The following is a 26,469-nucleotide window of genomic DNA, read 5'->3' as shown; positions in this document are numbered from 1 at the left end:
CCTACATGTTTAGCCCGGTACCGCGGCACCCAGCAGGCTCTCGAGGGCTTTGGCGGTGAGCGGCCGGCTGGTCAGGAAGCCTTGATAATGCTGGCATCCGAGGGATTTGAGGATGGCGAGCTGCTCTTCGTCCTCCACCCCTTCGGCGGTGACGGTAAAACGAAAAACCTTGGCCAGTTCCAGGATCGCCTTGACGATGGCCTTGTCCTGTTCGCTGTGTACCAGGGTCTGAATGAAGCTTCGGTCAAGCTTAACCTCGTCCGCCGGCAGGTCGCGCAGGTAGGCGAGCGACGAGTAGCCGGTGCCAAAATCATCGATGGAGAGCAGGATGCCGAGCTCCTTGAGCTGGCGCATTCTGGCGATGCTCTCCAGCCGGTTCTCCAGCACCACGGATTCGGTCACCTCCAGCAGCAGGCGGGAGGGGGGCACCCCGGTATCGCGCAGTATGTATTCCACCTGCTGCACGAAGCCGACGGTGTGGAACTGGCGGGCACTGACGTTGACCGACAGGTGGGGAATGGCCAGCCCGCGATTGAGCCAGAAGCTGTACTGGGCGCAGGCGGTCTTCATCACCCAGTAGCCGATGTCCTGGATGAGGCTGGTCTCTTCGGCAATGGGGATGAACTCCGCCGGCGGCACCATGCTGCCGTCGCTGCGCTGCCAGCGCAGCAGCGCCTCGATGCCGGACAGTGCGCCGTTGTCGACCCGGTATTGCGGCTGATAGTGCAGTTGCAGCTCGTGGTGGCGCAGGGCGTCGCGTAGCTGGTTGTTGAGCGCGAGCTTGCTCTTCTCTTTCTCGGCCATCGCCTCGCTGAAGAACACATAGTTGCCCTGGCCGGATCGCTTGGCCATGTGGGTGGCGGTGTCGGCCTGCTGCATCAGCACCAGGTGATCCTTGTCCTCGCTGGAGAAGAGGCTGATCCCCACTGAAGCGCTGCAGTGCAGCTTGTGATCCTCGATGTCGAACGGAATGCGAAACAGCCCCATCAGCTCGCGGGCGAAGTGCTCGGCGAGGATCTTGGCGGTGACATAGCCCTGACCCAGGGCGGTGAACAGCAGGGCGAATTCGTCACCCGAGATGCGGGCCAGCACCAGGTTGTCCTGCGGCAGCCCCTTGAGCCGCTCCACCACTGCCTGCAGCAGCAGATCGCCGCAGGCATGGCCGAGGGAGTCGTTGATCGACTTGAAGTTGTCCAGATCCACCAGCAGCAGGGCGCCCCACTGGCCGCTGGCCTCCTGCAGAGTGCGCTGCATGATGTCGTTGAGGCTGCGGCGGTTGTAGAGGCCGCACAGATCGTCGTAGTAGGCGAGCTGCTCGATGTGGCGTGCCGCCTCCTTCTCCTTGCTGATGTCGTAGAAGCTGCAGACGTAGTGGCTGATCTCGCCGTGCTCGTCCTGCACCCCGCTCACCATCAACCGCACCGGGAACAGGTGGCCATCCTTGTGCAGGCAGCGCTCTTCCCCCATCCAGAACTCCTGGGCCGCCACCGCCTGGCGCACATCCTGTTTCAGGTGATCGCCATAGTAGGTGGGCCTGAGCCGGACGATATGCTGGCCGATCATCTCATCGTCGGCAAAGCCGGTGATGCGGGTAAAGGAGTTGTTGACCTTGAGGATGATCCCCTTGTGATCCATCACCAGCAGGCCGTCGTGGGTATTGAAAGCCACCTCGGCCAGCCGCAAGGCTTCGTCGGCGGCCAAGCGCTGTAGTTCGACGGCTGCCCGCTCGTGCTGGCTGCTGAGGGCATCGAGCAGTGGCATGGGGTCCGCCAGCGGCGTGTCGAGCAGCAGGGTGAGCTGGCCTATGGGGGCACCGTGCTGGCCGTGCAGCGGAATGCCGACATAGACGGGGGCATTGAGTGCCAGCAGCTGGCTGGCCTGAGGATAGCGCAGGGGCAGGTCTTCCACATAGACCGCCTGGCCGTGCTGGAACAGCTCCTGGCCGGGGCCCGGGTCCATCTGGATGGGTTTGAGCACCGAGAAGGTCTCCCCCTCCAGCACGCAGCGCGGGATCATCCACAGCTCCTGGCCGCGGGGCTGGTACTCGCCGATCCAGCCGATGCGGGCGCCACTGACGCTCATGCCCCAGCGCACCAGGGCGCGGCAATAGGCGATGCCGGTCAGCAGGGTGAGCTCGGCCGGCAGGGCCAGCACTGGGTTGTGCACAGGTTCGGGGAGCGGTTGCCAGTGGCCGAGCAGCTGGGCGCTGTGCCGCACCAGTTGCAGCATCTCCTCGCTGAGCGGGGTGGCGTTGAGGTATTCAAGGCTCAGCACGCCGATGAGTTTTTCCTGCTCCAGCAACGCGCCGTCCAGGCGCGAGCTCACCCCCGCATTGGCCAGATAGTAGTGTTGGCTCAGCATGGGCTGGTGCGCCGCCTCCGAAAAGCTCAGGGACTTGCGGGTGCGCAGGGCGCGGATGTAGCGGCTGTCGCCGCGAATGGCGGCCACTTCGTCGGCCCCCAGGGTGAAGACCGGGGTCAGCTGCTCGCTGCCGAGGGGCCCGTTGGCCTGATAGTGCCAGAGGATGAGGCGATCGGCCCCCAGACTCTCCTTGAGGGTCTCCAGCATGGCGGCAAACTGTTGCTGGCTCGCCATCTGGCTCAGGCGCGGCAGGTGCAGCGCCAGATCGGCCACCGGCTCCTGGCGCAGGGTCTGCAGGCAGATGAGCCAGAAGGCATCCTGCTCATGGGAGAGGGCGACGTGCCATTGCTGGCCGGCAAAGCGCAGCACCAGCTTGCCGCCATGGCCGCTGGTGAGCGCCTGCTCGATGGGCAGGCGCAGCGCATCCGGCAACTGGGCCGGCCAGGGGCCTCTGGGCTCATCGAGCCAGTAGAGCGGGGTTTGCATCACATCGGTCAGGGCGACCAGCCGCTGGCTGCGCACGTCCAGACGAAAGAACAGCGGTGTCTGGCTGGCAGAAGAAAGGTGACTGAGCGCGGTTGACGACATGAACTGATAACATCCTGTTGAACGACTGTCGGGTGGCAAGAATACTGCAAAATCGGTACAAACAAAATTTCATTGAATTCTAAATTAGGAAATACTAATTTAATGACAATCTGTCGTTGACTGGAGTCTTGCTGATGAAACGGATCCTGATTGTAGGCGGTGTGGCCGGTGGTGCCTCTGCGGCGGCCAGAGCCCGCCGTCTGAGCGAAGAAGCGGAAATTGTGATGTTCGAGCGGGGCGAGTTCGTCAGCTTCGCCAACTGCGGGCTGCCCTATCACATCGGTGGCGACATCCCCAACCGGGATGCCCTTCTGTTGCAGACCCCCCAGAGCTTCAAACGCCGCTTCAACGTGGATGTGCGGGTCTTTCACGACGTCATCGAGATAGAGAAGGCCGGCAAGAGCCTGCTGGTGCGCAACCTGCTGACCGGCGAAGAGCGCCGTGAAGCCTATGACATGCTGCTGCTGAGCCCGGGTGCGGCCCCCATCCGGCCTCCGTTCCCCGGCATCGACAGCCCGGGTGTGCACACCTTGCGCAATATTCCCGACATGGATCGCCTTCTGGCGGCGCTGGCGCACGATCAGCCGCGCCACGTCACCGTGGTGGGGGGCGGTTTCATCGGGCTGGAGATGATGGAGGCGCTGCACCAGCGCAAGCTGGATGTCACCCTGCTGGAGCTCTCCGATCAGGTGATGGCGCCGGTGGATAAAGAGATGGCCAACATGCTCCATGCCCGTATCCGGGAGGAGGGGATCGATCTGCGCCTGCGCACCGGCCTCTCGGCCATCGAGAGTCTGGATGTGTTGGCGGAAAAAACCGCTGCCGTGGCCACTGAACAACGGGGTGGATTACGCCTGACCCTGAGCGATGGCACCCGGCTCGATACCGGCCTGTTGATCCTCGCCATCGGCGTCAAGCCCGAGACCCTGCTCGCCGCCAAGGCGGGGCTGGAGCTGGGGCCGCGCGGCGGCATCAAGGTGGACGCCGGCATGCGAACCTCGGATCCCTTCATCTATGCGGTGGGGGATGCGGTGGAGGAGACCGACTTCGTCACCGGCGAGTCTGTGCTGATCCCGCTGGCGGGCCCCGCCAACCGGCAGGGGCGCATCGCCGCCGACAACATGCTTGGGCGCAGCGAAACCTACAAGAAGACCCAGGGTACCGCCATTTGCAAGCTGTTCGATCTGGCGGTGGCCAGCACCGGCCTCAATGAGAAGCGGCTGCTGCAGCTGGGGCTGCCGTTCGAGAAGGCCTATGTCCACCCGGGCAGCCACGCCGGTTACTATCCCGGCGCCCACCCGGTCAGCCTCAAGCTGCTGTTTGCCCCCGATGGCAAGATTTACGGCGCCCAGGCCATCGGCAAGGACGGGGTCGACAAGCGCATCGACGTGTTGGCGGTGGCCCAGCGCGCCGGTCTCACCGTGTTTGATCTGCAGGATCTGGAGCTCACCTATGCGCCGCCCTTCGGCTCGGCCAAGGACGTGATCAACATGGCCGGCTTCGTGGCCAGCAACCACTTGAAGGGGGACACCCTGCTCTGCCATGCAGCCGAGGTAGAGGCTCGTCACCCCCATCAGCAGGTACTGGACGTGCGCAATGTCCCCGAACTCGACAAGCTGGGTCGCATCCCGGGCGCCTTGCATATCCCCCTCGATGAGCTGCGCGGCCGCCTCCATGAGCTGCCCAGGGATAAAGAGCTGCTCATCAGCTGCCAGGTGGGTTTGCGCGGTCACGTGGCCTGTCGCCTGCTGAGCCAGCACGGCTTCAAGGTGAAGAATCTCTCCGGTGGCTTCAAGACCTGGCAGATGACCACCGCCGAATAGCGCTGACCCCGAGGGGGGATCAGGGGCAATGCCAACCAAAGGCCACTCGGGAGAGTGGCCTTTTTGTTTTGATTGCTTAACGGATGGATGGCTAGTGCGGCGTGTTGCCCAGTTGCTTGCGAACATGGTGTTGCAGGATCGCCAGCATGCAGGCACCGGAGAGGCCTATCATCAGGGCGCCATTGACCGCCTCGAGCGGCCCGAGCAGCTTCCACTGCGCACTCATGACGATGTCGCCATAGCCCAGGGTGGCGAAGTTGACGCCTGAGTGATAGACGGCCTCCTGCAGCGTGTTGAACTCGCCCAGCCACAGGAACAGGGCGCCCCAGATGCCGATCTGCACCAGGTTGCCCAGCATCACCAGGGTGATGATGCCAAACAGAGCCAGCACCCCGGCCAGCATGCCTTCCCGCTCGCTGAAGCGCTTGACGTAGAAGCGGATGCACCAGACGGACATCAGGGATTGCAGCAGCATGTTGGCCAGGATCACCGGGATGCCGACCAGAAAAATGGAAAACATATCACTCTCCTATTGATGCTTGTGCCAGTGGTCGGCCGACGGGCCAGCACTGTTCAAGCAGCCAGATACAGAGCCAGCCGTAGCCGGCCACCAACAGATAGAGACCGCAGCGCATCGCGGCTGCCAGCCAGACATCCTTGCCGGTGGCACTGTCCTCGATCGCCGGACCAAACAGGATCAGCGCGGTGATCCAGGCGTTGCTCCAGAACGAGGGTGGAAAGCGACTTGGCACCAGCCGTACCAGCCGTCGTGCCAGCCAGAGCGTCATCAGGACCAGCAGCAGTACCAGCATCAACAGCGAGGGCCAGAGGCCGAGCCCCTGCCAGAGCAGGAACGCCAGCAGGGCGCCCGTCAGGGTCGACAGCACCAGCTCCTTGCCCGCCTCTTTGGCAGTGAGCGAGCTGCTCTGCTGGGCCAGCATCACCGTCTTCATCACTGCCGGGATATAGAAGGCTGGATTGCCGAGCGCCAGCAGCCACACCGGCAGCACGATGGCCACGGCCCGTAGCGCGAGTCGCTCCGGACGTTCGGGGCGCTGAGGCTTGGCCCTGGTCTGGGTTCCCGTCACCGGCTGGGGCGGGAACAGGCTGTGGGCAAGTCGGTTGACCAGGGTGCCTATCAGGATCCCCAGCGCCATCAGCTGGGCAAGGGCGATGGCAAGTGCCTGCTCGATGAGGCCGGCCACCGGGATCACTGTGATGGCCATGATGAGCAGCATGGCGGCCGCTCCCTTGCCCGTCAGCGCCTGTTGCATCAGACCATGGAGCAGCAGTGCGACGAGCAGCACCGCCGCCAGCGCATAGTGGGTCAGCAGGGGCACCAGCAGCACGCCGCCGACCATCACGGCCAGCAGCAGGGCGCCACCCAGCAACCCTTTGCCAAGGCCGAGCGGCTCGCCGGGGCGACACAGTACTACCCAGGCCATGATGACCCCGAGATGCGGCATGGGCAGCGCCAGCCCGTAGCAGATCAGGGTTGCCAGTGCGATGCCGGTGCCAATGCGCAGTACTGTCCTGTCGGCGTTATGCATGGGAGCCTCAGTAGAGGAAGGAGCAGAGGCTCATCAGCCGGATATGGAGCGAGCCCAGCAGGTTCATCACCCAGCTGCCGCCGGCATTCCCACCGGTATAGACCAGCACGTCGGCCTGACCGCCGACCCGCAGCGCCTCGACCGGGGGGAAGTCAGCGGCCTTGAAGGCGATCTTGACCGGGAAGCGCTGAGCCTGGCGCAGCCAGTCGCGGTTGTTGTCCACGCTCGGCAAGGTGCCCGCCGGTTGACCCTTACCATCGCTCACCCCGTAGCCGATGCTGCGCACCTCCCCCTCGAACAGGCGGCCGGGCAGGCTGTCGAGCAGGATGGCGACCCTGTCACCGGCGTGAATGTTGCCGAGGTTGTTCTCCGTCAGATCCGCCGACACCCAGACGTCGTGGATGGCGATCAGGGTCATGGCCGGGGCACCGGCACCGATAAACTGGCCTGCATCGGTGTGAAGATCCGTGATGAGACCGCGGCCTGGCGCCACCACCCGGGTGTTCTGGCGATCCAGCTCGGCCTTGTGTACCGCCGCACGGGCGCTGAGCAGCTGGGAGTTGTGATCGCCGTTCGCCCCGGCGGCCTCGATGGCGCGGCGCACGTCGGCCTGGGCTGCCGCCACCTGGCTCCTGGCCGTCTCGCGGCTGGCCTGGGCCACCTCGAGGCGACGCACCGAGATGGCGCCCGGATCTTCCCGATAGAGCCGCTCCTGCCGCTCGGCGTCCTTGGCCGCGTTGTCGTAGGCGGCGCGCATGGCCATCAGGGCCGCTTCGGCCGCCTTGACCCCTTCGCTACTTGCTCTGACACCGCTCAACACCGTCTGGTAATCGGAGCGCGCCTTGGCCAGCGCGATGTCATAGGATTCGGCATCGATCTCGAACAAGGGGGTGCCGGCTTCCACGTCCTGATTGTCGCGTACATATACCTGCTTGATCTGGCCGGATACCTCGGCGGCGACGGGAACCACGAAGGCCTGCACGCGAGCCTGGGAGCTGTAGGGGGTCAGCCGGTCAGCCAGCAGATACCAGATGAGCAGCAGGAGGATGAGTACCAGCAACCCGAGCGTGGCGCGGCGGCTGGCCTGGCCGGGGGAGGCGGAGCTGTCAGTCATTCGAGGTTACCTTTCGGGCAGAGGTTGGGGTGGGCGGCGTCGAGCAGCGGGGCCCAGTCGGCACGCTGGCGCAAGCGGGCTTCCACTGCCGGGGTGACCAGAGGACGTTCTCGCCCCTGTTCCCAACCGCCACCCAGTGCCTTGTAGAGGGTGATGAGATCGCGCATCCGGGCACCGCGGCTGTTGACCAGCCGCTCTTGCTGATTGAACAGGGCGCGCTGGGAGTCGAGTACCCGCTGGAAGTCCGCCATCCCCTCGCGATACTGGGTGTTGGCGATGTTGAGGGAGCGGCGGGCGGCCTCGCCGGTCTGGGTCAGCAGGGCGATCTCGTCCTGGCCGTTGGCGTAGGCTACGGCCGCGTCGTCCACCTCTCTGGCCGCCTTGAATATGCTGTCGCGATAGCGTTCGTGCAGTTGCTGGAAGCGGGCATCCTGCACCAGGATCTGGTTGCCGAGCCGCCCCTGATCGAGCAGGTTCCAGCTCAGCGATGGCCCGGCGGCCCAGGAGAAGGTGCCGCTCTCCCCGCTGGTAGCGCTGATGCCCAGGGTCCCGAGCAGGGTGATGGAGGGGTAGAGTTCGCTCTCGGCCACGCCGATCAGCGCCGACTGGGCGGCCAGCTGTCGCTCCGCCACCCGTACATCGGGGCGACGGCGCAGCAGATCGGCCGGCAGTTCGGTGACCAGTGCCAGCTCGCCCCGGGGGATCTTGCCGGTATCGGCATTCATCTCGGGCAGGGGCCCTGGGGCTCTGGCGAGCAGGGTCGAAAGAGCATTCTGGCTCTGGCGCAGGCTGGTTTCGAGCTGCGGAATGCCGGAGAGGGTGCCCAGGTACTGGGTCTTGGCCTGCTGCACGTCCAGTTCGGCGCTGTTGCCGCTCTTGAACAGCCGCTCGGTGATCTCCAGGCTGCGCTGCTGGATGCGGGCATTCTCGCGAGCGATCTGCAGTCTGGCCTCGACGGTGCGAATGCTCACATAGAGCTGGGCCACCTGAGCCGCCAGCAGGACCTGGATGTCATCATATTGCGCCAGGGTGGCGAAGTAGTTGGCATCCGCCGCCTCGATCCCGCGCTGGAACTTGCCCCAGAAGTCGAGTTCCCAACCGAGGTTGAAGCCGGCGCCATAGCTGCTACCCGAGCTGCTGTGGCCGTTGCGGGTCTGGCCCGCCTGCAGCAGCTCGGCGGTGCCGATGGTGGCCTGGGGGCCGAGCAGGCTCTCGGCGATGCCGAGCTGGGCCCGGGCCTCGAGGATCCGCAGCCCCGCTATCCGCACATCCGGGTTCTTGATGAACGCCTCTTCCACCAGCGTGCTCAGCACGGGGTCGTGCAACCGGGTCCACCACTGGCGATAGTCGGTGGCCGAAGATATCTGCTGGCCCGTGCTGGCGGGGTGCCAGCCGGCCATCTCCTCGACGCGGGGGGCCTGATAGTCAGGGCCAAGCAGAGTGCAGGCACTCAACAACAGGCATGCGCCCCCCGTAAGCAGAGGACGCATGGTATGACGTTGGGCGGCCATGGGGCTATTTTTCCGCAGTAGCCAGACTTTCGTTGACCCAAGCCATGAAGATGCGATAACCGATGGAGAGCAGGGTGGCCCCGATGAACATGCCGAGGATGCCGCTGGTGGCCATGCCGCCAAGGGCGCCCAGCAATACTACCGGCATGGGCGCATCGACCCCGCGCCCGAGCAGCAGCGGTTTGAGCACGTTGTCGGCCATGCCGGCGACGATCAGCAGGACGCTGTAGAAGATGTTCAGCAGGGTGCCGTGATCGCCTGCGCTCCACATGTAGGCGATGGCGGGCCCCGTTACCAGGATCACGGGCACCTGGGCGATACCGAGGATCAGCGCCAGGACGAAGAAGATGCCGACCGCCGGGATCCCTGCCAGCATCATGACGATCCCTGCCAGCAGGGCCTGGATGAAGGCCACCCCGATGACCCCCATGGCCACGGCCCGGATGGTGCTGGTGCACAACTTGGTCAGCGACAATCCCTTGCGTTCATCCGTGATGCGCATGGCGATGCGATCGGCGCTCAGGGCGCCCGGAGCTCCCCAGGCCATCATGATGCCGGCCACGATGAAGGAGACGACGAAACCCAGCAGTCCACCCCCCATGCTGGCCAGCATGCCGACCACCTGCTTGGCGAGATCGCCGAGTTGCGGCTTGTAGCTGATGAGGAGGCTGGGCAAGTCCACCGATGCCTTCAGCCAGATGGCGTGGAGCTTGGTGCCGATCAGCGGGAGGCTGGCGATGTCGGCGGAAGGCGCCGGGATCTGCAGGGTGTTGTTGTCCATTCGCTCCATCAGGGCGCTGACGCTGTCACCCAGGGAACTCAGCATGGCCACGGTGGGAGCCACGATCAGCAGGATGCCCAGCAAGACCAGCAGGGTGGAGGCCCGCCCCTGCTTTCCCCCCAGCCGCACGGCAAAGCGCTGGTGGAGAGGATAGAGGGTGACGGCCAGGATCAGGGCCCACAACATCATGTTCATGAAGGGGGAGAACACGGTGAAGCAGAAAGAGCCCAACGCCAGGATCAGGCCGAACTTGATGAACATATCCAGGAACCGGGCAACCAATCGCTTTTCGACGATGGACAGATCGTTATTTTCCATTCTGGTATGACTCCAACGAGGGATGAGCACACAACCGTGCTTGTCTGACGTGAAGGACTGCCCAGCAAGCGGGTTGTACGGTAATAAATAGACTGAGTTCAGAGTGTAGGGGGTATTTCGAGGTTGCCCCCGGTTTATTTGTTGTGCCGACAATCCATGTTTAATAAATATTTAACTGATTGATATCTAGTCGATTGGTTCAATGGCGCTGATGAGGCTGGATAATAAGGAGTCCGATCACCTGCGGCACCAGAGAACAGTTGTTTCCAGTCTAGTCTGCAGCCAGAAAACGGGGCGGATTTGCCTATATAAAATAGCGTCGGCAGTGTGCGCAGTAGAATGGCGGATATTGCGGCCCTGTCATGGCTGGATATTTCTGTTGCCACAGATGGCGGTGAGGAAGACGTGTCCGCAGCCAGGTGCTCGATGTTGACAGTTGGACATTGACAGGAAGCATGCTGACGGCATCCATGTGTTGATGTGTACCAAACCGGTGCTTGTCATATTTTGAAACATGTTTTCCGCCGGTTTGCCGTTACAAATTAAACCCCGGTACAGCTTGCGGTGGTTATAACCCTGTCAACGTGAAGACAATACCGCCATTGGTAGGGTAGGTCTCACTGCGAACACTAACCGGCTTGTGGCGACTCGAACGCAACTTATTTCTCGCTGAGGTTGTTTGCCTGTGCCATGCTGGCAATCGCCATCCAGGGCGTTGCTTGGCGCGGGCTACCAGCACTGGCATCTACACGTGTCTTCCGCCCTTGACGGTCCACCCCGTTTTCATCTCATGCAAAGGGATCTGAATGAACAAATCCACATGTTGCCAGGGGCTCTCCATCGCCGCCATGCTGGCCCTTTCCTCGGCCATCACGCCGGTAACGAATGCAAGAGAGAGTTTGCCGACGCAGGCCCATCTTCTCTCCAGCCAGCTGCTGACCCAGCTCAATGATACAGTGGCAAGTGACAGCGAGCGTCTGATCGCGCTTTACAAGGACTTGCACCAGCATCCCGAAATTGGCTACACGGAGGTGCGTACCGCCGGTATCGTCAGTCAGCAGTTACGCGAGTTGGGGTTCGACGTCACCGAAGGGATCGCCAAGACCGGGGTGGTCGGGGTGCTCAGAAACGGGGACGGTCCGACGGTCTGGTATCGGGCTGACATGGATGCGCTGCAGGTACGGGAGGCGACTGGGTTCGATTATGCCGCCAAGACCAAACAACGCCTGGCAGATGGCAGCGAGATCGATGTGATGCATGCTTGTGGTCACGATGCCCATGTCACCTGGTTGCTTGGCATGGCCAAGGCCATGGTCGCGCTCAAGCCCGCCTGGTCAGGTACCCTGGTGGTATATGCCCAGCCTGCGGAAGAGCCGGGGACCGGGGCGCAGAGTATGGTGGATGACGGTCTGTGGCAGCGCGGTTTCCCCAAGCCGGATTACGCCTTTGGTGCCCACGTGGTACCTGGCCCCACCGGGCTGGTTGCCAGCGCGGCGGGAGTGCGGATGGCGGGGGTCGATCAGCTCGACATTACTTTTCACGGGGTAGGCGGTCACGGTTCGACCCCCGAGCTGACGCTGGATCCCGTGGTGATGGCGGCCCAGGCTGTGCTGGCCTATCAGACCATCATCAGCCGCAATCTCGATCCCCAGCAACCAGCGGTGCTGACGGTGGGTGCCATCGAGGCGGGGCGTGACAACAACGTGATCCCGGCCAGTGCCGTGCTCAAGCTCAATCTGCGCTGGTTCAGCCACGAAGTGCGTGAACTGCTGCTGCGGCGTATCGACGAGGTCAACCGGGGCATCGCCATCGCTGCCGGGGTACCGGATGACAAGTTGCCGACCCGGCTGATGAAAGGCAGTGCCGGTGCCGTGGTCAATGATGCCGAGTTGATGAGCCGAGTCACGCCTGTCTTGCGTCAGCTGCTGGGGGAGCAGAACGTGATCAGTGATTTCCCCTCTGCCATGGGCTCAGAAGATTTTGCCGAAGCCTTCAAGGGGATGAATGTCCCTTATGCCTATCAATTCATCGGAGTGGCACCGCCCGCGGTATTTGCCAAGGCCAGGGCGGAGGGAAAAACCTTCCCTTATGGGTTGCACAATCCCGACTTCTTCGTAGATCTGGCCGCCATTCCGGTCGGGGCCAGGGTCAATACGGCGACCGCGCTTAGCGTACTGGCCAAATCGGCGGGTCCGGCACAATAGCTGCGTTGAGCATTGACTACGGGTAAATAAAGGCAGGGTGTCTCGCGAGAGCACCCTGTTGTCATCGTGGCAGTTACCTCCTGTGTTGTCGCAAACATGGCAATGAGTTTTGTGTCAAGCGAGCCTGATCCCTTATCCTGTTGGCTATTGCGCTGCACTGGCAGCGAGCCAATCAGGGATGACATTTATGCGCCGCGTCGACTCTCACCCTCGCCTCTCTTGTTCCTCACCGCAACAGACGGCCGCCCCCGGGCGCCGCTGGCCGACCCTGCTGCTGGCGGGGCTCACGACATTGCTGCTGAGCGGCTGCGGCCCCGATAAGCCTGTTGTCGCCAATGGGCCGACCACACAAGCGGCTGTCCAGCAGGAGGCTGGGTCGCCGAGTTCAGTCGTACAAGCCAATGCCCGTCAATATCGCGATGCCCCGGCGCTGGCGTTGGTCTTCTCCGGCCCCTTGGTGCCCAAGGCAAACTGGCAGAGCTGGCTTGGGGTCAGTGAAGGGGGCAAGCAGGTGCAGGGGGAGTGGATCCTGGCCGACGATAGTCGCACCCTCTATTTCCCGAACGTCCAGCCCGATAAAAGCTATGAGGTGAGCCTCAAGGCGGGGCTGGGCCCATCCCCCCAGAGTTGGACCCTCAAGACCCGGCCGCTGGAGGCGGGGGCCTCCTTTACCGCGAGCGGCATGGTATTGCCGCTGCGCGACGAGCTGCGCCTGCCCATCAGCGCGGTCAATGTGGACGAGGTCAATATCGACTTCTTCCGGGTTGATGCCGAATATCTGCCCCGTTTCCTGGCCGAGTATCGCCCCGGTGCCGGCATGGGCAACTGGGAGCTTGAACAGATCACCAAGCGGGCCAAGCGGGTGTTCAGCGGCCGCTACGGGCTGGAGCTCGATGCCAATCGGCGCGAGACCCGCCTCATCAATGTGAAGGAGCCGCAGCTGGCCGAGGCCGGCGTCTACTTTGCGGTGATGTCGCCTCTTGGCAACTACGACTGGCGCAAGGAGACCACCTATTTCGCGGTGAGCGACATGGGGCTCAGTGCCCGTCGTTACCGCGATCAGCTGGAGGTGTTCGTGAGCTCCCTGGCCAGCGCCGACCCGCTCAAGGATGTGCAGCTCTCCCTGCTCGACGAGAAGGGCAACCGGCTGCAGGTGCAAACCACCGATCCGCAAGGTCATCGTCGCTTCGATCGGGTGCAGGGTGCCCGCCTGCTGCTGGCCGAACAGGGCAGCCATCTGGCGGTGCTGCGTCTCGATGGGGCGGCCCTCGATCTCTCCACCTTCGATCTCGGCACCCAGCCCTGGCAGGCCCAACAGTTGTATCTGTTCAGCGGGCGCGACCTCTATCGCCCCGGCGAGCGGCTCGACAGCGAGATCCTGCTCAAGGGGCAGGATGGCCAGCTGCTGCCGGGCATGGCGGTGGAGCTGGAGGTGAAACAGCCGGACGGCCAGCTGCTCGAGCAGAAACGGCTGCTGCCCGATAGCCTTGGCGCCGCCCACTACGGCCTGCGTCTGCCGGACGATGCGCCGCTTGGGCGCTGGACCATTAACCTCAAGACCGCCGCCGGTAGCCGCTTCGAGTGGCCCTTTTTGGTGGAGGAGTTCTTGCCGGAGCGGCTCAAGCTGCAGCTTGGCAAAGGGCCGGATGGGGAGGTCACAGATCTGGACGCCGCCCTCACTCTGCCGCTGCAAGGGGACTATCTCTACGGCGCGCCGGCGAGCGCCACCAAGGCCAAAGCCGAGGTGAAGTTAAGCCGCGCTACCATGCCCTTTACCCAGTGGCAGGAGTTCACCCTCGGGGACGTGCTGCTTGCCGAGCAGGCCAAGGATCTTGAGCCACTCAACATCACCCTTGATGCGCAGGGGCAGGGGACTTTTTCGCTGGCTGATGAGCTCGATGGAGTGCGCGCCCTTGGGCCGCTGGAGGTGGCCTATCGGGTGTCGCTTTCCGAGCCCGGTGGCCGCGCCGTCAATCGCAGCCGCACCCAGTATGGCTGGCCCGCAGGCAGCCAGTGGCCGGCACTCAAGGCCGACTTCGTGGCCGATCGGGTGGAAGGGGGCAAGTCGCTCCCCTTCCAGATCCTCAACCTCGATGACAAGGGGCAGCCGGTGGCGGGGGCGGTGAAGGTGCGCCTTGTCAACGAATACCGCGACTACTACTGGCACTACGCCGATGGCGAGGGGTGGAAGTACGAATTCAACAGCCAGCCCTATCTGGAGCAGGAGCAGACCCTGCAGCTGGATGGCAAGGGGCCGACCCCGCTCACGCTGCAGCTGGCGGCGGGCTGGTATCGGTTGGAGGTGGAGAACAGTCAGGGCCATCAATCGAGCCTGCGGGTGGAGATAGGCAGTTACGCCTGGGGCGGCGGTGGCGAGCAGGCACGGCCCGACAAGATTGCCATCACCCTCGACAAACGCGCCTATCAGGCGGGTGACAAGGCCAAAGTGACGCTGGTGGCGCCGCGCCCCGGCAAGGGGTTGCTGCTGGTGGAAGATGGCGACGGTCTGCGCTGGTGGCAGCGCATCGAGCTCAAGGGAGCAGGTGGCGAGGCCAAGGATGCCCGCGGCGAGTTCGAGATCCCGGTCAGTCCCGAGTGGCAGCGTCATGATCTGCATATCTCGGCCCAGATCGCCGCGCCAGACAGTGACTCAAAGCCGGTGAGCCAAAAGAGTGTGCAGAGCCTGCGCTCGGTCGGTCTGGTGCCGCTCACCCTGGATCGGGAAGCGCGTCGTCTGCCGCTCACCCTGAGCGCGCCTGATAAAGCGGTACCGCTTACCCGGCTGGAAGTGACCGCCACCTCTACCCCCAACAGTCAGGGGCGGGTGGTGCTGGCCGCGGTGGATCGGGGCGTGCTCAATATCAGCGACTACCAGCCTCTCGACCCGTTCGAGATCTTCTTTGGTCGCAAGCGCTTCGCCCAAGATTTGTTCGACAACTACGGGCAGGTGATCCCGCCGCAGGATGGCAAGCTGGCCCGCCTCAACTATGGGGGTGACCGGGCGCCGCTGAAAAAGGGCGGCGCGCTGGAGAGCCGGGTCGAGATAGCTGCACTCTGGAGCGGCGAGGTGAGTTTTGATGAGAGCGGCAAGGCGGTGATCCCGCTCGATCTGCCCAACTTCAACGGCGAGCTGGCGCTGATGGCGCTGGCCTGGAACGAGCAGCAAGTCGGCGAGGCCGAGCGTGCCGTCAAGGTGGTGGCGCCCTTGGTGGCCGAAATTGGCTGGCCGCGCTTTGGCGCCAGAGGCGATGAGACCCGGGCGCTGGTACAGCTGCGCAATATGAGCGGCGAGGATCAGACCCTCTCCCTTGCCTGGACCCTCAACGGCGGACTCAAGGCAAATGGCGAGTTGCCCCGCACCCTGGCCCTTAAAAACGGCGAAGAGCAGTGGCTGACCCTGCCGCTCACCGTGACCGGGGCGAGCGGTGTGGCAAGCCTGCAGTTGGCGGCCAGCGGCAAGGATTTTGCCATCAGCCGCGACTGGACTTTGCCGCTGCGATCCCCCTGGCCGGCCGAGACTCGCCAGCGCTACCAGATGCTGGCCCCCGGCCAAGAGATGGTTTTTGCGCCAGCTGAGCTGGCCGGGCTGGATCGCGCCAATCTGCAGGGGCTGCTCAGCCTCTCCGGTACTCCCCCCTGGGATCCGGCAGCCCAGTGGCAGGCGCTGGCTGATTACCCCTACGCCTGTCTGGAGCAGACCCTGTCCCGTGCCTGGCCTTACTTGCTGACCACGGCCGATGAGCGGGCTTTCTGGAGCAAACCCGCAGAGGGCAAGCAAGCGGCGAGCGAGGCGGATGTGCAACGCGCCCTGCTGCAACGGCTGCAGCGGTTGCAACTGCCAAGCGGTGGTTTTGGCCTCTGGGATGGTCGCTCCGACGAGGAGCAGTGGCTCACCGCCTATGCCGCCGACTACCTGCTGGCGCGCAAGGAGGCGGGCGATGCCGTGCCGGAGGCGATGCTCAATCAGGCTCTGAACCGGCTGCAAAGCTATCTCACCGACAGCCAGTATGGTGAGCGCTGGAGCAGTGCCCCCGAGCACAGCCGTCTTGCCTATCAGGCCTACAGTGCCTATGTGCTGGCCCGGGTGGGCAAGGCGCCACTCGCTACCCTGCGCCTTATCTGGGAGCAGCAGGCCGATCACGCCCGCTCCGGTTTGCCGCTCTTGCACCTCTCGCTGGCCCTCTCGGCCATGGGGGATGAGCAGAACGCCGCCAAGGCCCTCAGTCGGGCATTGGCGACCGAGCGCAGTGACGACTATCTGGGGGATTACGGCTCACCGCTGCGCGATCAGGCCCTTGAGCTCTCCTTGCTGCGCCAGCACAAGCTGGCTGTGGAGCGCTGGCCGGCCCTCAGTGCCAAGGTGGCCGATACCCTGGCTCACCGTCAGTGGCTCAGCACCCAGGAGCGGCTCGCCCTGTTGCGACTCGCCCGCTTCGATCCGGCCGCCGACTGGCAGGCCAGGGTAACTTCCTCTCTTGGCAGTGGATCCCTGAGCGGTTCGGCTCCGCTACAGCAGGGCACCCCCGAGGCACTGGCCGCCAGCGCCGTCACCAACGAGGGCAAGGGCTCCCTCTATGTGCAGCGCACCTTGATCGGTTACCCCGAGCAGGCTCCTACCCGGTTGAGTCAGGGGATAAGCGTGACCCGCAGCTGGTTCAACAGCGATGGTCAACCGTTTGATCCCGCCAAGGTGAAGGTGGGCGATCTGGTGGTGGTGCGGCTCAATGTCAGCAGCGAATCGGCGGTGCCCGATGCCCTGCTGGTGGAGATGGTGCCCGCCGGCTTCGAGCTGGAGAATCCGGCCCTTGGCAATAGCATCAAGCTGGAAGAGCTCTCCATCGAGGGGAAACCGGCGTGGCAGAGCGAGTGGAACGACTATCTCAAGCATCAGGAGTTTCGCGACGACCGCTACACGGCGGCGCTGGATCTGAGTGAGGGGAGCAACCAGCAACTGGTCTACCTGATGCGGGCGGTGACGCCGGGTCGCTATCAGGTGCCGCCGACCCAGGTGGAGGATATGTACCGCCCCGAGTTGCGTGCCGTGGGTGAGGATATCCATGAGGTAATCATCTCTGAGTAACATTCCCTCCCTTGAGCGGGTTCGCCCGCTCACTTTCTGGCAGCGTGGCTGGCTGAAATTGGGTCGCACTGGCCACGCTTGCTGGCGCTGGCTTGGTCGCCTGCCACGCTGGCTGCGTTGCTCGGTGCTGGGCGTTGTAGCACTGCTCCTGTCATTGCTGGCGCTGGATCGACTCTTCCCACCGCCACCGCTCGACCCTGCCTACGCACGGGTGGTGCTCGACATGAAGGGGCGGCCGCTGCGCGCCTTTGCCGATACCAGTGGCGTGTGGCGCTACCCCGTGACCCTGGAGCAGGTCTCCCCCCGCTATATCGAGGCGCTGCTGGGCTACGAGGATCGCTACTTCTGGCGTCATCCCGGGGTCAATCCGGTGGCCATGGTGCGCGGGGTCTGGCAGTGGCTGCGCTATGGGCGCGCCGTGTCGGGGGGCTCGACCCTCACCATGCAGGTGGCCCGTCTTATCGAGCCCTACCACAGGAGCGTGCCCGGCAAGCTGCGCCAGATGGCCCGCGCGCTGCAGCTGGAGTGGCACTACGACAAGCGCACCCTGCTCACCGTCTACCTCAACCGGGCGCCCTTTGGCGGCAATCTGGAGGGGGTGCAGGCGGCAAGTTTTGCCTATCTCGGCAAGAGCGCCGCCAAGCTGACCTATGCCGAGGCGGCGCTGTTGGCGGTGCTGCCGCAGGCTCCCAGCCGCAACCGACCGGACCGGCATCCCGAGCGGGCCCGCACCGCCCGTGACAAGGTGATGCAGCGGCTGGTGGCACAGGGCGTTTGGCCCGAACAGGTGTGGCTGGAGGGGCGCATCGAGCCGGTGCTGGCCCGCGGCCACTTTACGCCGATGGAGGCTCCGCTGTTTGCCCGCCTCGCCGCCGACAATCAGGCCGGAGCGCTGGTGCACACCACCATAGACGGCGATCTGCAGCGCTGGCTGGAGGGGCGGGTGGCAAGCTATATCCGGCGCTTCCCCGAGCAGACCTCAGCGGCGTTGCTCTTGGTAGACAACAAAACCATGGCGGTGCGCGCCTATGTGGGCAGCGCCGAGTATGGCAATTTGCGCCGCCACGGTTACCTCGACATGGTGCAGGCGATCCGCTCCCCCGGCTCTACGCTGAAGCCCTTTATCTACGGTCTGGCCATGGACGAGGGGTTGGTGCACTCGGCCTCTCTGCTCTCCGATGCGCCAAGGCTGGGCTCGGACTATCGCCCCGCCAACTTCTCCGGCGCCTTTCAGGGGCCGGTGACCTTGGCCCAGGCGCTGCAACAATCCCTCAACGTGCCGGCGGTGCAGGTGCTGGAGGCGCTGGGGCCCGACAAACTGGTCAGCCGTCTCGACAACGCCGGGGTGAGGCTGGCCCTTTCCGACAAGCCCAATCCGGCCATCGCGCTGGGGGCAGCGGGCATTCGGCTCGAGCAGCTGGTGGCCCTCTACAGCGCACTGACCCGGCAGGGGCAGGTGGCAATGCCGGTCTGGCTGGCGGGGCAGCAGGCGGTGTCGCGCCCCTTGCTGAGCCCGGGGGCCGCCTGGATCATCTGGCAAATATTGAGCGCGCAGGGGCGCTCAGATCAGCCCTTTGCCAGCGAAGCGACCGGCCGGGTCAACCGACTGGCCTGGAAGACCGGCACCAGCTATGGCTATCGCGACAGCTGGGCGATGGGGGTCTCCGGTCGCTGGACCATCGGCGTCTGGTTGGGGCGCCCCGACGGCACCCCCATGCCCGGTTTTTACGGCCAGAGCGCGGCGGTGCCGCTGCTGCTTTCGGTCTACTCGCGGTTGGCCGACAACAGCCCCCTGCCGGCACAGCCCAATACGGTGAGCGAAGCCGAGATCTGCTGGCCGCTGGGGCGCAAGGCCAGCGCGACCTTGCCAGAGGCCTGTTTGCAGCGCCAGAGCGCCTGGCTGCTGGAAGGGCGCGATCCCCCCACCTTGCCGGATCCCATGGATTGGTCCTCGCCGCTGCGGCAGGTCGCATTGACCGCTGGGGGTAAGCCGACTCTTATCCGTTGCCACGATGCTGCGCAATCTGCTTTTCGGGCGCTCTGGCCGCTGTCGTTGGAGCCGTGGCGGGCGCCTAGCGAGCGGCGGCAGGCGCTGCTGGCCAGCGGCTGTGCGGGGGAAGGGCAGAGTGCCGAGCTGCAGGCCCCCATTCGCATCGTGGCGCTGGGGGAGGGCAATCTTATCCGCAGCCAGCGTTACCGGCTGCAGCCCAAGGTGCTTGGAGGTGTTGGCAAGCCGGCCTGGTTTCTCAACGGCCAGCGGCTGCGCTGGGACGGGGATCAGGTGCTGAGCGAGGCGGGTCGTTATCAGCTGGTGGTGGTAGATGAGGCGGGCAACAGCGATCGCATCGAGTTTCGGCTGGAAAATCCCTCCTGAGGGGAGGCGCCTCTCTTCGGCGTGTCAGAATATTGACGACATCGGGGGATGGCTCCGATGCCGTCAGCGGATTGTCGATTTCCCGACAGGGCGTCGCGGAGTCAGGGCTTGACCTGACCCAGCCGGGTGAAAAAGTGCTGACTCTTGCGCTGGTGGAAGTGGCTCTTCTTGATGGAGTGAAACACCAGGTTGCTGTCCGGATGGCTCGCCTTGAGGCGATGGATCATCGCCATGGCAGGCAGGCCGGTACTCACCAGGGTAGTGAGCGGCAGGCTCTGGGTCTGCGGCCCCAGCAGCTGGTTGAGCCCCTGCTGGGCCTGCTCGAAGCGAGTCAGCACGGTGGGCTCGGCGTAGCCGCTGCCCAGCATGGCGAGCAGGGCATCGAGCGCCTGATTAAACTCGGCCAGCTGCTGGCGAAAGCCGCTGCGACTGCGCAGGGCGATCAACTCCTCGAACGGGATATCGCTCAAGTGAGTGGGCACTTGCAGCGGGATCTCGAGGTGGAAGCAATCTTGGCCACCGCGGTTGTGATAGCGGGATTCAAGCAGGTGGAGCAGCCGATCGAGATAGTCGTGATCGGTGATGAGGGCTCCCTCATTGGCGAGTGCCCACTCGCGGGCGAGTCGCATGGAGAGCAGGTTGGCAAAGCGCCGTGCCATCCTGAACCCGCCCTCTTCCTGGCTGGCAAAACCGTGCGCCAGGCAAAAGCCGTGCAGCCGCTCCAGCCCTGCCTGGGCCGGGCAGAAGCAGTCGTGGTTGGCCGGCGTGCGCCAGCGGCCGATCAGCTCCTTGTTGCCAAACACCTTGTGACGCACGAAGTCGGGGGCGAGCAGGCTGCTCAGCTGACTCTCCAGCTGGGGAGTGATGGTGGCAAAAAAAGCGGCATCCGGCCGTTCGGCCAGCAGATCTGTCTCCTGTTCGAGCGTCTGCAGCAGGGCGGTGAGGCCGCTCTTCTCACTGACGGTGAAGACGAAGGCGAGCCGCTCCAGATAGAGCAGGGCAAACTTGAGCCACAGCTCGTCGCGCACTTCCATGCCGGGGTAGTAGATATAGGTCTTCATCGAATGGGTCTGTGGTCAGGAATGTTGCCGGGACGCAGGTTCGGGAATATACGCAAGATTGCCTCGGTGCGGCAAACATTGCGTGGGGGAATGTGAGCAAACGCTCATCCAGTAGGCGCTGGCCACAAAGTTCTGATATAATTCGCGCCCTTAAATCAAGGTCACCCGAGTCATTACCATGAAGTTCATTATCAAGCTGTTCCCGGAAATCACCATCAAGAGCAAGTCGGTTCGCCAGCGTTTCATCAAGATCCTGCAGGGCAATATCCGCAATGTCCTGCGCCGCTTCGACGACGATGCCCGGGTGCGGATGGATTGGGACAAGCTGATCGTGAGCTCCCGCAATGACCAGTTCCGTGAACAGGCCATCGAAGCCCTGGCCTGCATTCCCGGCATCCAGGCTTTCCTCGAGGTGCAGGCCAGCAAGTTTACCGACCTGCACGACATCTTCGAGCAGGTGAAAGCCGTGTGGGGTGACCAGCTCGAGGGGAAAACCTTCTGCGTGCGCGCCAAACGCCACGGCAAACATGAGTTCTCCTCCCTCGAAGTGGAGCGTTACGTGGGCGGTGGCCTGAACCAGCATTGCGTGAGCAACGGCGTGCGTCTCAAGAACCCGGATGTGAAGATCAACCTCGAGATCGACGGCGAAGAGCTCTTCATCGTCAGCGCCATTCATCAGGGCCTGAGCGGCATGCCCATCGCTACCCAGGAAGATGTGCTGAGCCTCATCTCCGGCGGTTTTGACTCCGGTGTGGCCTCCTTCCAGTTCATCAAGCGCGGCTGCCGGGTGCACTACTGCTTCTTCAATCTGGGTGGGGCCGCTCACGAGATCGGCGTCAAGCAGGTGGCCTATCACCTGTGGAACCGCTTCGGATCTTCCCACCGGGTGCGTTTCACCGCGGTGGACTTCGAGCCGGTGGTGGCCGAGATCCTCGAGAAGATCGACAACGGCCAGATGGGCGTGGTGCTCAAGCGGATGATGATGCGCGCCGCCGCCAAAGTGGCCGACGAGTTCCAGATCCCGGCACTGGTGACCGGCGAGTGCGTGGGTCAGGTCTCCAGCCAGACCCTCACCAACCTGAACGTCATCGACCGAGTGACCGACAAGGTTATCCTGCGCCCGCTCATCACCTGGGACAAGCCGGACATCATCAGCGAAGCCCGCCGCATCGGTACCCTGGAGTTCGCCGAGACCATGCCGGAGTATTGCGGTGTCATCTCCAAGAAGCCGACCGTGAAGGCCGAGCTCTCTCGCATCGAGGCGGAAGAGGAGAACTTCGACTTCGCCATTCTGGACAAGGTGGTGGCCGAGGCCCGTTACCTCGACATTCGTCGCATCGGTGAAGAGACCGCCGCCGAGGTGCAGGAAGTGGAGACCACCGCCGAGAGCGGCGACAACGAGGTGATCCTCGATATCCGCTCCATGGACGAGCACGACGAGAAGCCGTTGCAGGTAGAAGGGCGTGAGGTCATGCATATCCCCTTCTTCAAGCTGGCCACCGCCTTTGGCGATCTGCCCAAGGAGAAGACCTACCTGCTTTATTGCGATCGCGGCGTGATGAGCAAGCTGCAGGCTCTCTATCTGAAAGAGAAGGGCTTTGCCAACGTCAAGGTGTACCGTCCGTAATGTGACGTTCAAGCGTGCATAAAAAATCCGGCCAATGTGCCGGATTTTTTTATTTCACTCGGGGGAGAAGATTTTCGTTAAGGGCAGGGCACCGGGGTAAAGGTGGATTGCCCCTGACAGCGCCACCCCATCTCCGCCTGGCGCATCTGCCACAGGTTGTTGCTGCGAAACAGGGTCAGGATGTAGATCATGTCGCTCTTGGTGCCGTCGAGGGCAACCGAGAGCACCAGATCGTTGTCCAGCTGTTGTGCCTGGATGCGACTGGGGATGTCGCTGTGGCCGACAAAACGCAATGCCACTTCACGATAGTCATTGACCCAGCTCTGCTGGGCAGTGCTTGCCTGTCGGATCTGCTGGTTGAACTGCTGCACCGGGGTGGAAGCGAGCCGTCCAAACAGTACCTGTGCTTCGGCCTGCGCCGTTGCCACATTCATCAATAGCAGTGATGTGATGAGTCCAAGTTTTTGCATGAGGGATTCCGGCTTACAACACTGGACCTTATGACAACAGAAAAGCCTGCTTGGTTCAACGCAACCTGACCAGGAGTGCGACTCTACCCCTGGCCACGGCATCAATTGCGCTGCAGGGAGAAGGTGGGCAGTGACAGATGCCAATAGATGGCCGCCACCCGCAAACCGAATACCGCCGTCATGCAGATGAGCATGGCGGTCACCCGATCCACGTTTATCTCCAGCGCCAGGGTATAGAGGATGCCCCCCAGGATGCAGGCGGTGGCATAGATCTCTTTTTGCAAGACCATGGGCACCTCCCGGGCCAGCACGTCCCTGATCATGCCGCCGGCCACCCCTGTCATGGTGCCCATCAATACGGCGATCAGCCCCGATGTACCAAAGTTGAGGGCTTTTTGCGCCCCGATCACGGTAAAGAGTGCCAGCCCGAAGGCATCGGCGACCGGCAGCACGTACCAGGGCATGCGACGGGGCAGCTTGACCATCCACATCCCGATGAGTGCCGTTGCTATCACTACCCAGATGTAGAGCGGGTCGCGTACCCAGAAGACGGGGGTGGCCCCCAGGATCATGTCGCGAATGGTACCGCCCCCGATGGCGGTGACTGCCGCCAATACCATGACGCCAAAACCGTCCATCCTGAGACGACCCGCCACCAGAACCCCCGAAAACGCGAATACCGCAGTACCAAACATGTCGCTGATGTAAACAATCTGCTCAACCAGTGTTTGCATGGAGAACAACTCACGTCCAATTGTTGATGGGGTCGCGATTTTAGGGGGATTGCGGCGTCTGACCAATGGCTGCCAGCAAGAAGTGGGAGCCAGACCAAGTTTTTGCCGGCGGTGATGATGCCGGTTGGTGTCATGGCGCCAGAGTTGTGCCAGATCGCCGGCAAGGCGCACGCTGCTTCACCCACCGCCCTCGGTTGTTTGCATCATGAACCTTGCAGGAAAAACAGAGCATTTTTTTCCTCAAGTTCAACGAGAACATGCCGATAAATAGGGTAAGCGGCGTTAATGCGATGAAGCGTTGAAAATAATGCTAAAGACATCGAAAAAGAGGCCGTTAAATAAGAGGCATCGAACAGGAAAGACAATAAAGTTCGAGCAAATTAAATAGTAAATTTAATAGCTTAGGAGAATAGTCATGGGTCTTTATATCAATACGAACGTTTCATCGCTTAACGCTCAGCGTAACCTGATGAACACCAACAAATCTCTGGATACATCCTACACCCGTCTGGCATCCGGTCTGCGCATCAACAGCGCCAAAGACGATGCCGCCGGTCTGCAGATTTCCAACCGTTTGACCTCCCAGATCAATGGTCTGGATCAGGGCAACCGCAACGCCAACGACGGTATCTCCGTCGCCCAGACCGCCGAAGGCGCCATGGAGGAAATCACCTCTATGCTGCAACGAATGCGTACCCTGTCCCAGCAATCCGCCAATGGCTCCAACAATTCGGATGACCGAGTGGCATTACAGGCTGAGTATAAACAACTGAATACAGAAATTAACCGTATTGCAAAAGACACAACGTTTGGCGGTCAAAATTTACTCGATGGTAAGTACAAGGGCACTTTTCAAGTCGGTGCGGATGCTGGGCAAACTATTTCTTTTAGACTAGACAAATTCGCATTCTCGCTAAGTGGAATTGCTGGTGGTACTACAGGTAAAGCAACAGTAGTTGCTGATACGACCACTAGTGATGCTTTCAAGGTAACTAAATCAACTACAGGGAATGTAAATTTTAGTGATATCAAGTCAATTACCAGCTCATTAAATGCACAAAAATCAATGGCTAACCTAGACTTTATGATTAAAGCAGTTGATAGTAAAAGGGCTGACTTGGGCGCAGTACAAAATCGTTTTGATTCTACCATTCGTAATCAGGCTAACGTGTCTGAGAATGTCAGCGCTGCGCGCTCACGTATCCGTGATGCTGACTTTGCCACTGAAACTGCCAACTTGACCAAGCAGAACATTTTGCAGCAGGCAGCCTCGACCATACTGTCTCAGGCGAACCAGCGGCCGCAGTCTGCACTTTCCTTACTACAAGGCTAACAAAAGAAAACAGGGCGGTTGTTCAGGCCGCCCTGGTCAAGAGATGGAACAAAGGGGTGTTCGGGTCGCACTCTGTTCTATCGTGAGAGAAATGCTTCTCTACTACTTATGTATTATGCAATGCCAAGTGTTGTCCAGTTGTTCAGTTCTGTCACGCTTGGTCATATTCTCCTGAGCGTATGCTCGTTTTAGGCCGGTTTACCGGCCTCTTTTTATTGTGCCGTCAAATTGACGCCACCCCACCATAGAAAGCACAAACTGTGCCAACATTCTGATTTCATCTCCTTCGCACCAGCGTTAGGGCGTACTCCCGAGCACTGGGGACGGCTTGCCACCATCTTGCCGCTTGCCGGATAAAACTTGCCGCTTTAGGCAACAATTTTCCTAAAGCTTATGTGAATGTTGCCGCTAACTAAGATGAAGCAATCGAGGGGTGTTCGGAATCCAACGTTTGCACTACTGCGGGTGGCCTGTTCGTTCAAACAGACACCCGCCAGAAGAATCAGGCTCGTTCAACCTGTTCTTCTAACGGTGGGACGCCGCTTTGGCGGCGCAACCCGCAGTCGCATGTTCTTCGGGAGAATATTTTATGGCCATGTATATCAACACGAATACTTCATCACTGAACGCCCAGCGTAACTTGATGAACACCAACAAGTCCCTGGATACGTCCTATACCAGACTGGCTTCCGGTCTGCGTATCAACACCGCCAAGGACGATGCTGCTGGTTTGCAGATCTCTAACCGCTTGACTTCACAAGTCAACGGGTTAGATCAGGGTAACCGTAACGCGAATGATGGTATCTCTGTTGCGCAAACGGCAGAGGGTGCAATGGATGAGATTACCAACATGTTGCAACGTATGCGTACGTTATCACAACAATCGGCTAACAGCTCCAACAACTCGGATGATCGAGTAGCATTACAAGCTGAATATAAGCAATTAAATACAGAGATAAATCGTATCTCCAAAGATACAACTTTTGGCGGTCAAAATTTACTTGATGGTAAATATAAAGGCACGTTTCAAGTTGGTGCTGATGCTGGTCAAACCATTTCATTTCGATTAGATAAATTTGCGTTTACTCTAAGTGGCATCGCTGGTGGGACAACAGGCAAAGCAACAGTGGTTGCTGACACAACGACTAATGATGCTTTTAAAGTGACAAAAGCCACTACGGGCAATGTGTCTTTTACTGATATTAAATCTATAACAAGCGCCTTAAATGCACAGAAATCAATGGCTAACTTGGATTACATGATTAAAGCTGTGGACTCAAAGAGGGCAGAGCTTGGTGCGATTCAGAATAGGTTTGATTCGACCATTCGCAACCAGTCCAATGTGTCCGAGAACCTGAGCGCTGCACGTTCTCGTATCCGTGACGCAGACTTTGCGACCGAGACAGCCAATCTAACCAAGCAGAACATTCTGCAACAGGCAGCGTCCAGCATCCTGGCGCAAGCCAACCAAAGACCGCAATCTGCTCTGTCCCTGCTGGGCTAACAGAAAAGCAGTGATGAGAAAGTAAAAGGAGCGACG

The 26,469-nt window shown here is 61.8% G+C and carries 16 protein-coding genes; 7 read left to right on the top strand and 9 right to left on the bottom strand.

Translation table 11 applies throughout. The features are described from left to right. Window positions 1-9: 9 nt before the first annotated feature. A complete protein-coding gene (locus PG900_RS05475) occupies window positions 10-2,949 on the bottom strand; it encodes a sensor domain-containing phosphodiesterase (protein ID WP_270831041.1) in 2,940 nt (979 codons plus the stop codon). Window positions 2,950-3,083: 134 nt separating this feature from the next. On the opposite strand from PG900_RS05475, the gene PG900_RS05470 reads away from it, so the two are divergent. After that, entirely contained in the window at window positions 3,084-4,772 is a 1,689-nt protein-coding gene (locus PG900_RS05470) for an FAD-dependent oxidoreductase (RefSeq protein WP_270831040.1), read from the top strand. A gap of 91 nt (window positions 4,773-4,863) precedes the next feature. On the opposite strand, the gene PG900_RS05465 is transcribed toward PG900_RS05470, so the two are convergent. The 5 genes from PG900_RS05465 to PG900_RS05445 are packed head-to-tail and all read right to left on the bottom strand — an operon-like array spanning window position 4,864 to window position 10,046. Then, on the bottom strand, window positions 4,864-5,292 hold the full coding sequence (locus PG900_RS05465) for an ion channel (RefSeq protein ID WP_016350335.1): 429 nt from the start codon (window positions 5,290-5,292) through the stop codon (window positions 4,864-4,866). A gap of 1 nt (window position 5,293) precedes the next feature. Continuing rightward, window positions 5,294-6,322 carry a hypothetical protein gene (locus PG900_RS05460; protein ID WP_269383673.1) on the bottom strand — a complete coding sequence of 343 codons (1,029 nt, stop codon included), beginning with the start codon at window positions 6,320-6,322 and terminating at the stop codon, window positions 5,294-5,296. 7 nt (window positions 6,323-6,329) lie between these two features. Beyond that, entirely contained in the window at window positions 6,330-7,436 is a 1,107-nt protein-coding gene (locus PG900_RS05455; RefSeq protein WP_270831039.1) for an HlyD family secretion protein, read from the bottom strand. Next, window positions 7,433-8,926 carry an efflux transporter outer membrane subunit gene (locus PG900_RS05450; protein ID WP_270831038.1) on the bottom strand — a complete coding sequence of 498 codons (1,494 nt, stop codon included), beginning with the start codon at window positions 8,924-8,926 and terminating at the stop codon, window positions 7,433-7,435. Before PG900_RS05450 ends, PG900_RS05455 begins: the two co-directional genes overlap by 4 nt. A 25-nt stretch (window positions 8,927-8,951) precedes the next feature. Next, window positions 8,952-10,046 (bottom strand): AI-2E family transporter, encoded by a 1,095-nt coding sequence (locus PG900_RS05445; RefSeq protein ID WP_270831037.1) that lies wholly within the window; start codon window positions 10,044-10,046, stop codon window positions 8,952-8,954. A gap of 806 nt (window positions 10,047-10,852) precedes the next feature. On the opposite strand from PG900_RS05445, the gene PG900_RS05440 reads away from it, so the two are divergent. The 3 genes from PG900_RS05440 (at window position 10,853) to pbpC (ending at window position 19,704) form a co-directional block, all read left to right on the top strand. Continuing rightward, entirely contained in the window at window positions 10,853-12,250 is a 1,398-nt protein-coding gene (locus PG900_RS05440; RefSeq protein WP_024943695.1) for an amidohydrolase, read from the top strand. Window positions 12,251-12,437: 187 nt separating this feature from the next. Next, window positions 12,438-17,330: an alpha-2-macroglobulin family protein gene (locus PG900_RS05435; RefSeq protein ID WP_442866153.1), complete on the top strand. Its 4,893-nt coding sequence runs from the start codon at window positions 12,438-12,440 to the stop codon at window positions 17,328-17,330. A gap of 52 nt (window positions 17,331-17,382) precedes the next feature. Continuing rightward, the gene (pbpC, locus tag PG900_RS05430; RefSeq protein ID WP_270831314.1) at window positions 17,383-19,704 is read left to right on the top strand and encodes a penicillin-binding protein 1C; all 2,322 of its coding nucleotides are present in this window, start codon (window positions 17,383-17,385) and stop codon (window positions 19,702-19,704) included. A 101-nt stretch (window positions 19,705-19,805) separates the two neighbouring features. On the opposite strand, the gene PG900_RS05425 is transcribed toward pbpC, so the two are convergent. Then, a complete protein-coding gene (locus PG900_RS05425; protein WP_270831035.1) occupies window positions 19,806-20,765 on the bottom strand; it encodes a hypothetical protein in 960 nt (319 codons plus the stop codon). A gap of 178 nt (window positions 20,766-20,943) precedes the next feature. Between PG900_RS05425 and thiI the strand changes: the two genes are divergently transcribed. Beyond that, entirely contained in the window at window positions 20,944-22,392 is a 1,449-nt protein-coding gene (gene thiI / locus PG900_RS05420) for a tRNA uracil 4-sulfurtransferase ThiI (RefSeq protein ID WP_017410255.1), read from the top strand. A 77-nt stretch (window positions 22,393-22,469) separates the two neighbouring features. On the opposite strand, the gene PG900_RS05415 is transcribed toward thiI, so the two are convergent. Both PG900_RS05415 and PG900_RS05410 read right to left on the bottom strand, forming a co-directional pair. Next, window positions 22,470-22,862, bottom strand: a complete 393-nt coding sequence (locus PG900_RS05415; protein WP_039214967.1) for a hypothetical protein — start codon at window positions 22,860-22,862, stop codon at window positions 22,470-22,472. 101 nt (window positions 22,863-22,963) lie between these two features. Next, window positions 22,964-23,596 carry a trimeric intracellular cation channel family protein gene (locus PG900_RS05410; protein ID WP_011705587.1) on the bottom strand — a complete coding sequence of 211 codons (633 nt, stop codon included), beginning with the start codon at window positions 23,594-23,596 and terminating at the stop codon, window positions 22,964-22,966. 415 nt (window positions 23,597-24,011) lie between these two features. On the opposite strand from PG900_RS05410, the gene flaA reads away from it, so the two are divergent. Together flaA and flaB are read left to right on the top strand one after the other, a co-directional pair. Beyond that, on the top strand, window positions 24,012-24,929 hold the full coding sequence (gene flaA / locus PG900_RS05405) for a flagellin A (RefSeq protein WP_024942783.1): 918 nt from the start codon (window positions 24,012-24,014) through the stop codon (window positions 24,927-24,929). A 589-nt stretch (window positions 24,930-25,518) separates the two neighbouring features. Further along, window positions 25,519-26,433: a flagellin B gene (flaB, locus tag PG900_RS05400; RefSeq protein ID WP_024942782.1), complete on the top strand. Its 915-nt coding sequence runs from the start codon at window positions 25,519-25,521 to the stop codon at window positions 26,431-26,433. Window positions 26,434-26,469 lie beyond the last annotated feature (36 nt).

The organism is Aeromonas sp. QDB03, assembly GCF_027707985.1.
GTDB lineage: Bacteria > Pseudomonadota > Gammaproteobacteria > Enterobacterales > Aeromonadaceae > Aeromonas > Aeromonas hydrophila.
Note: the sequence above shows the minus strand (reverse complement) of the source record. Positions and strands in the feature narration are given on the sequence as shown.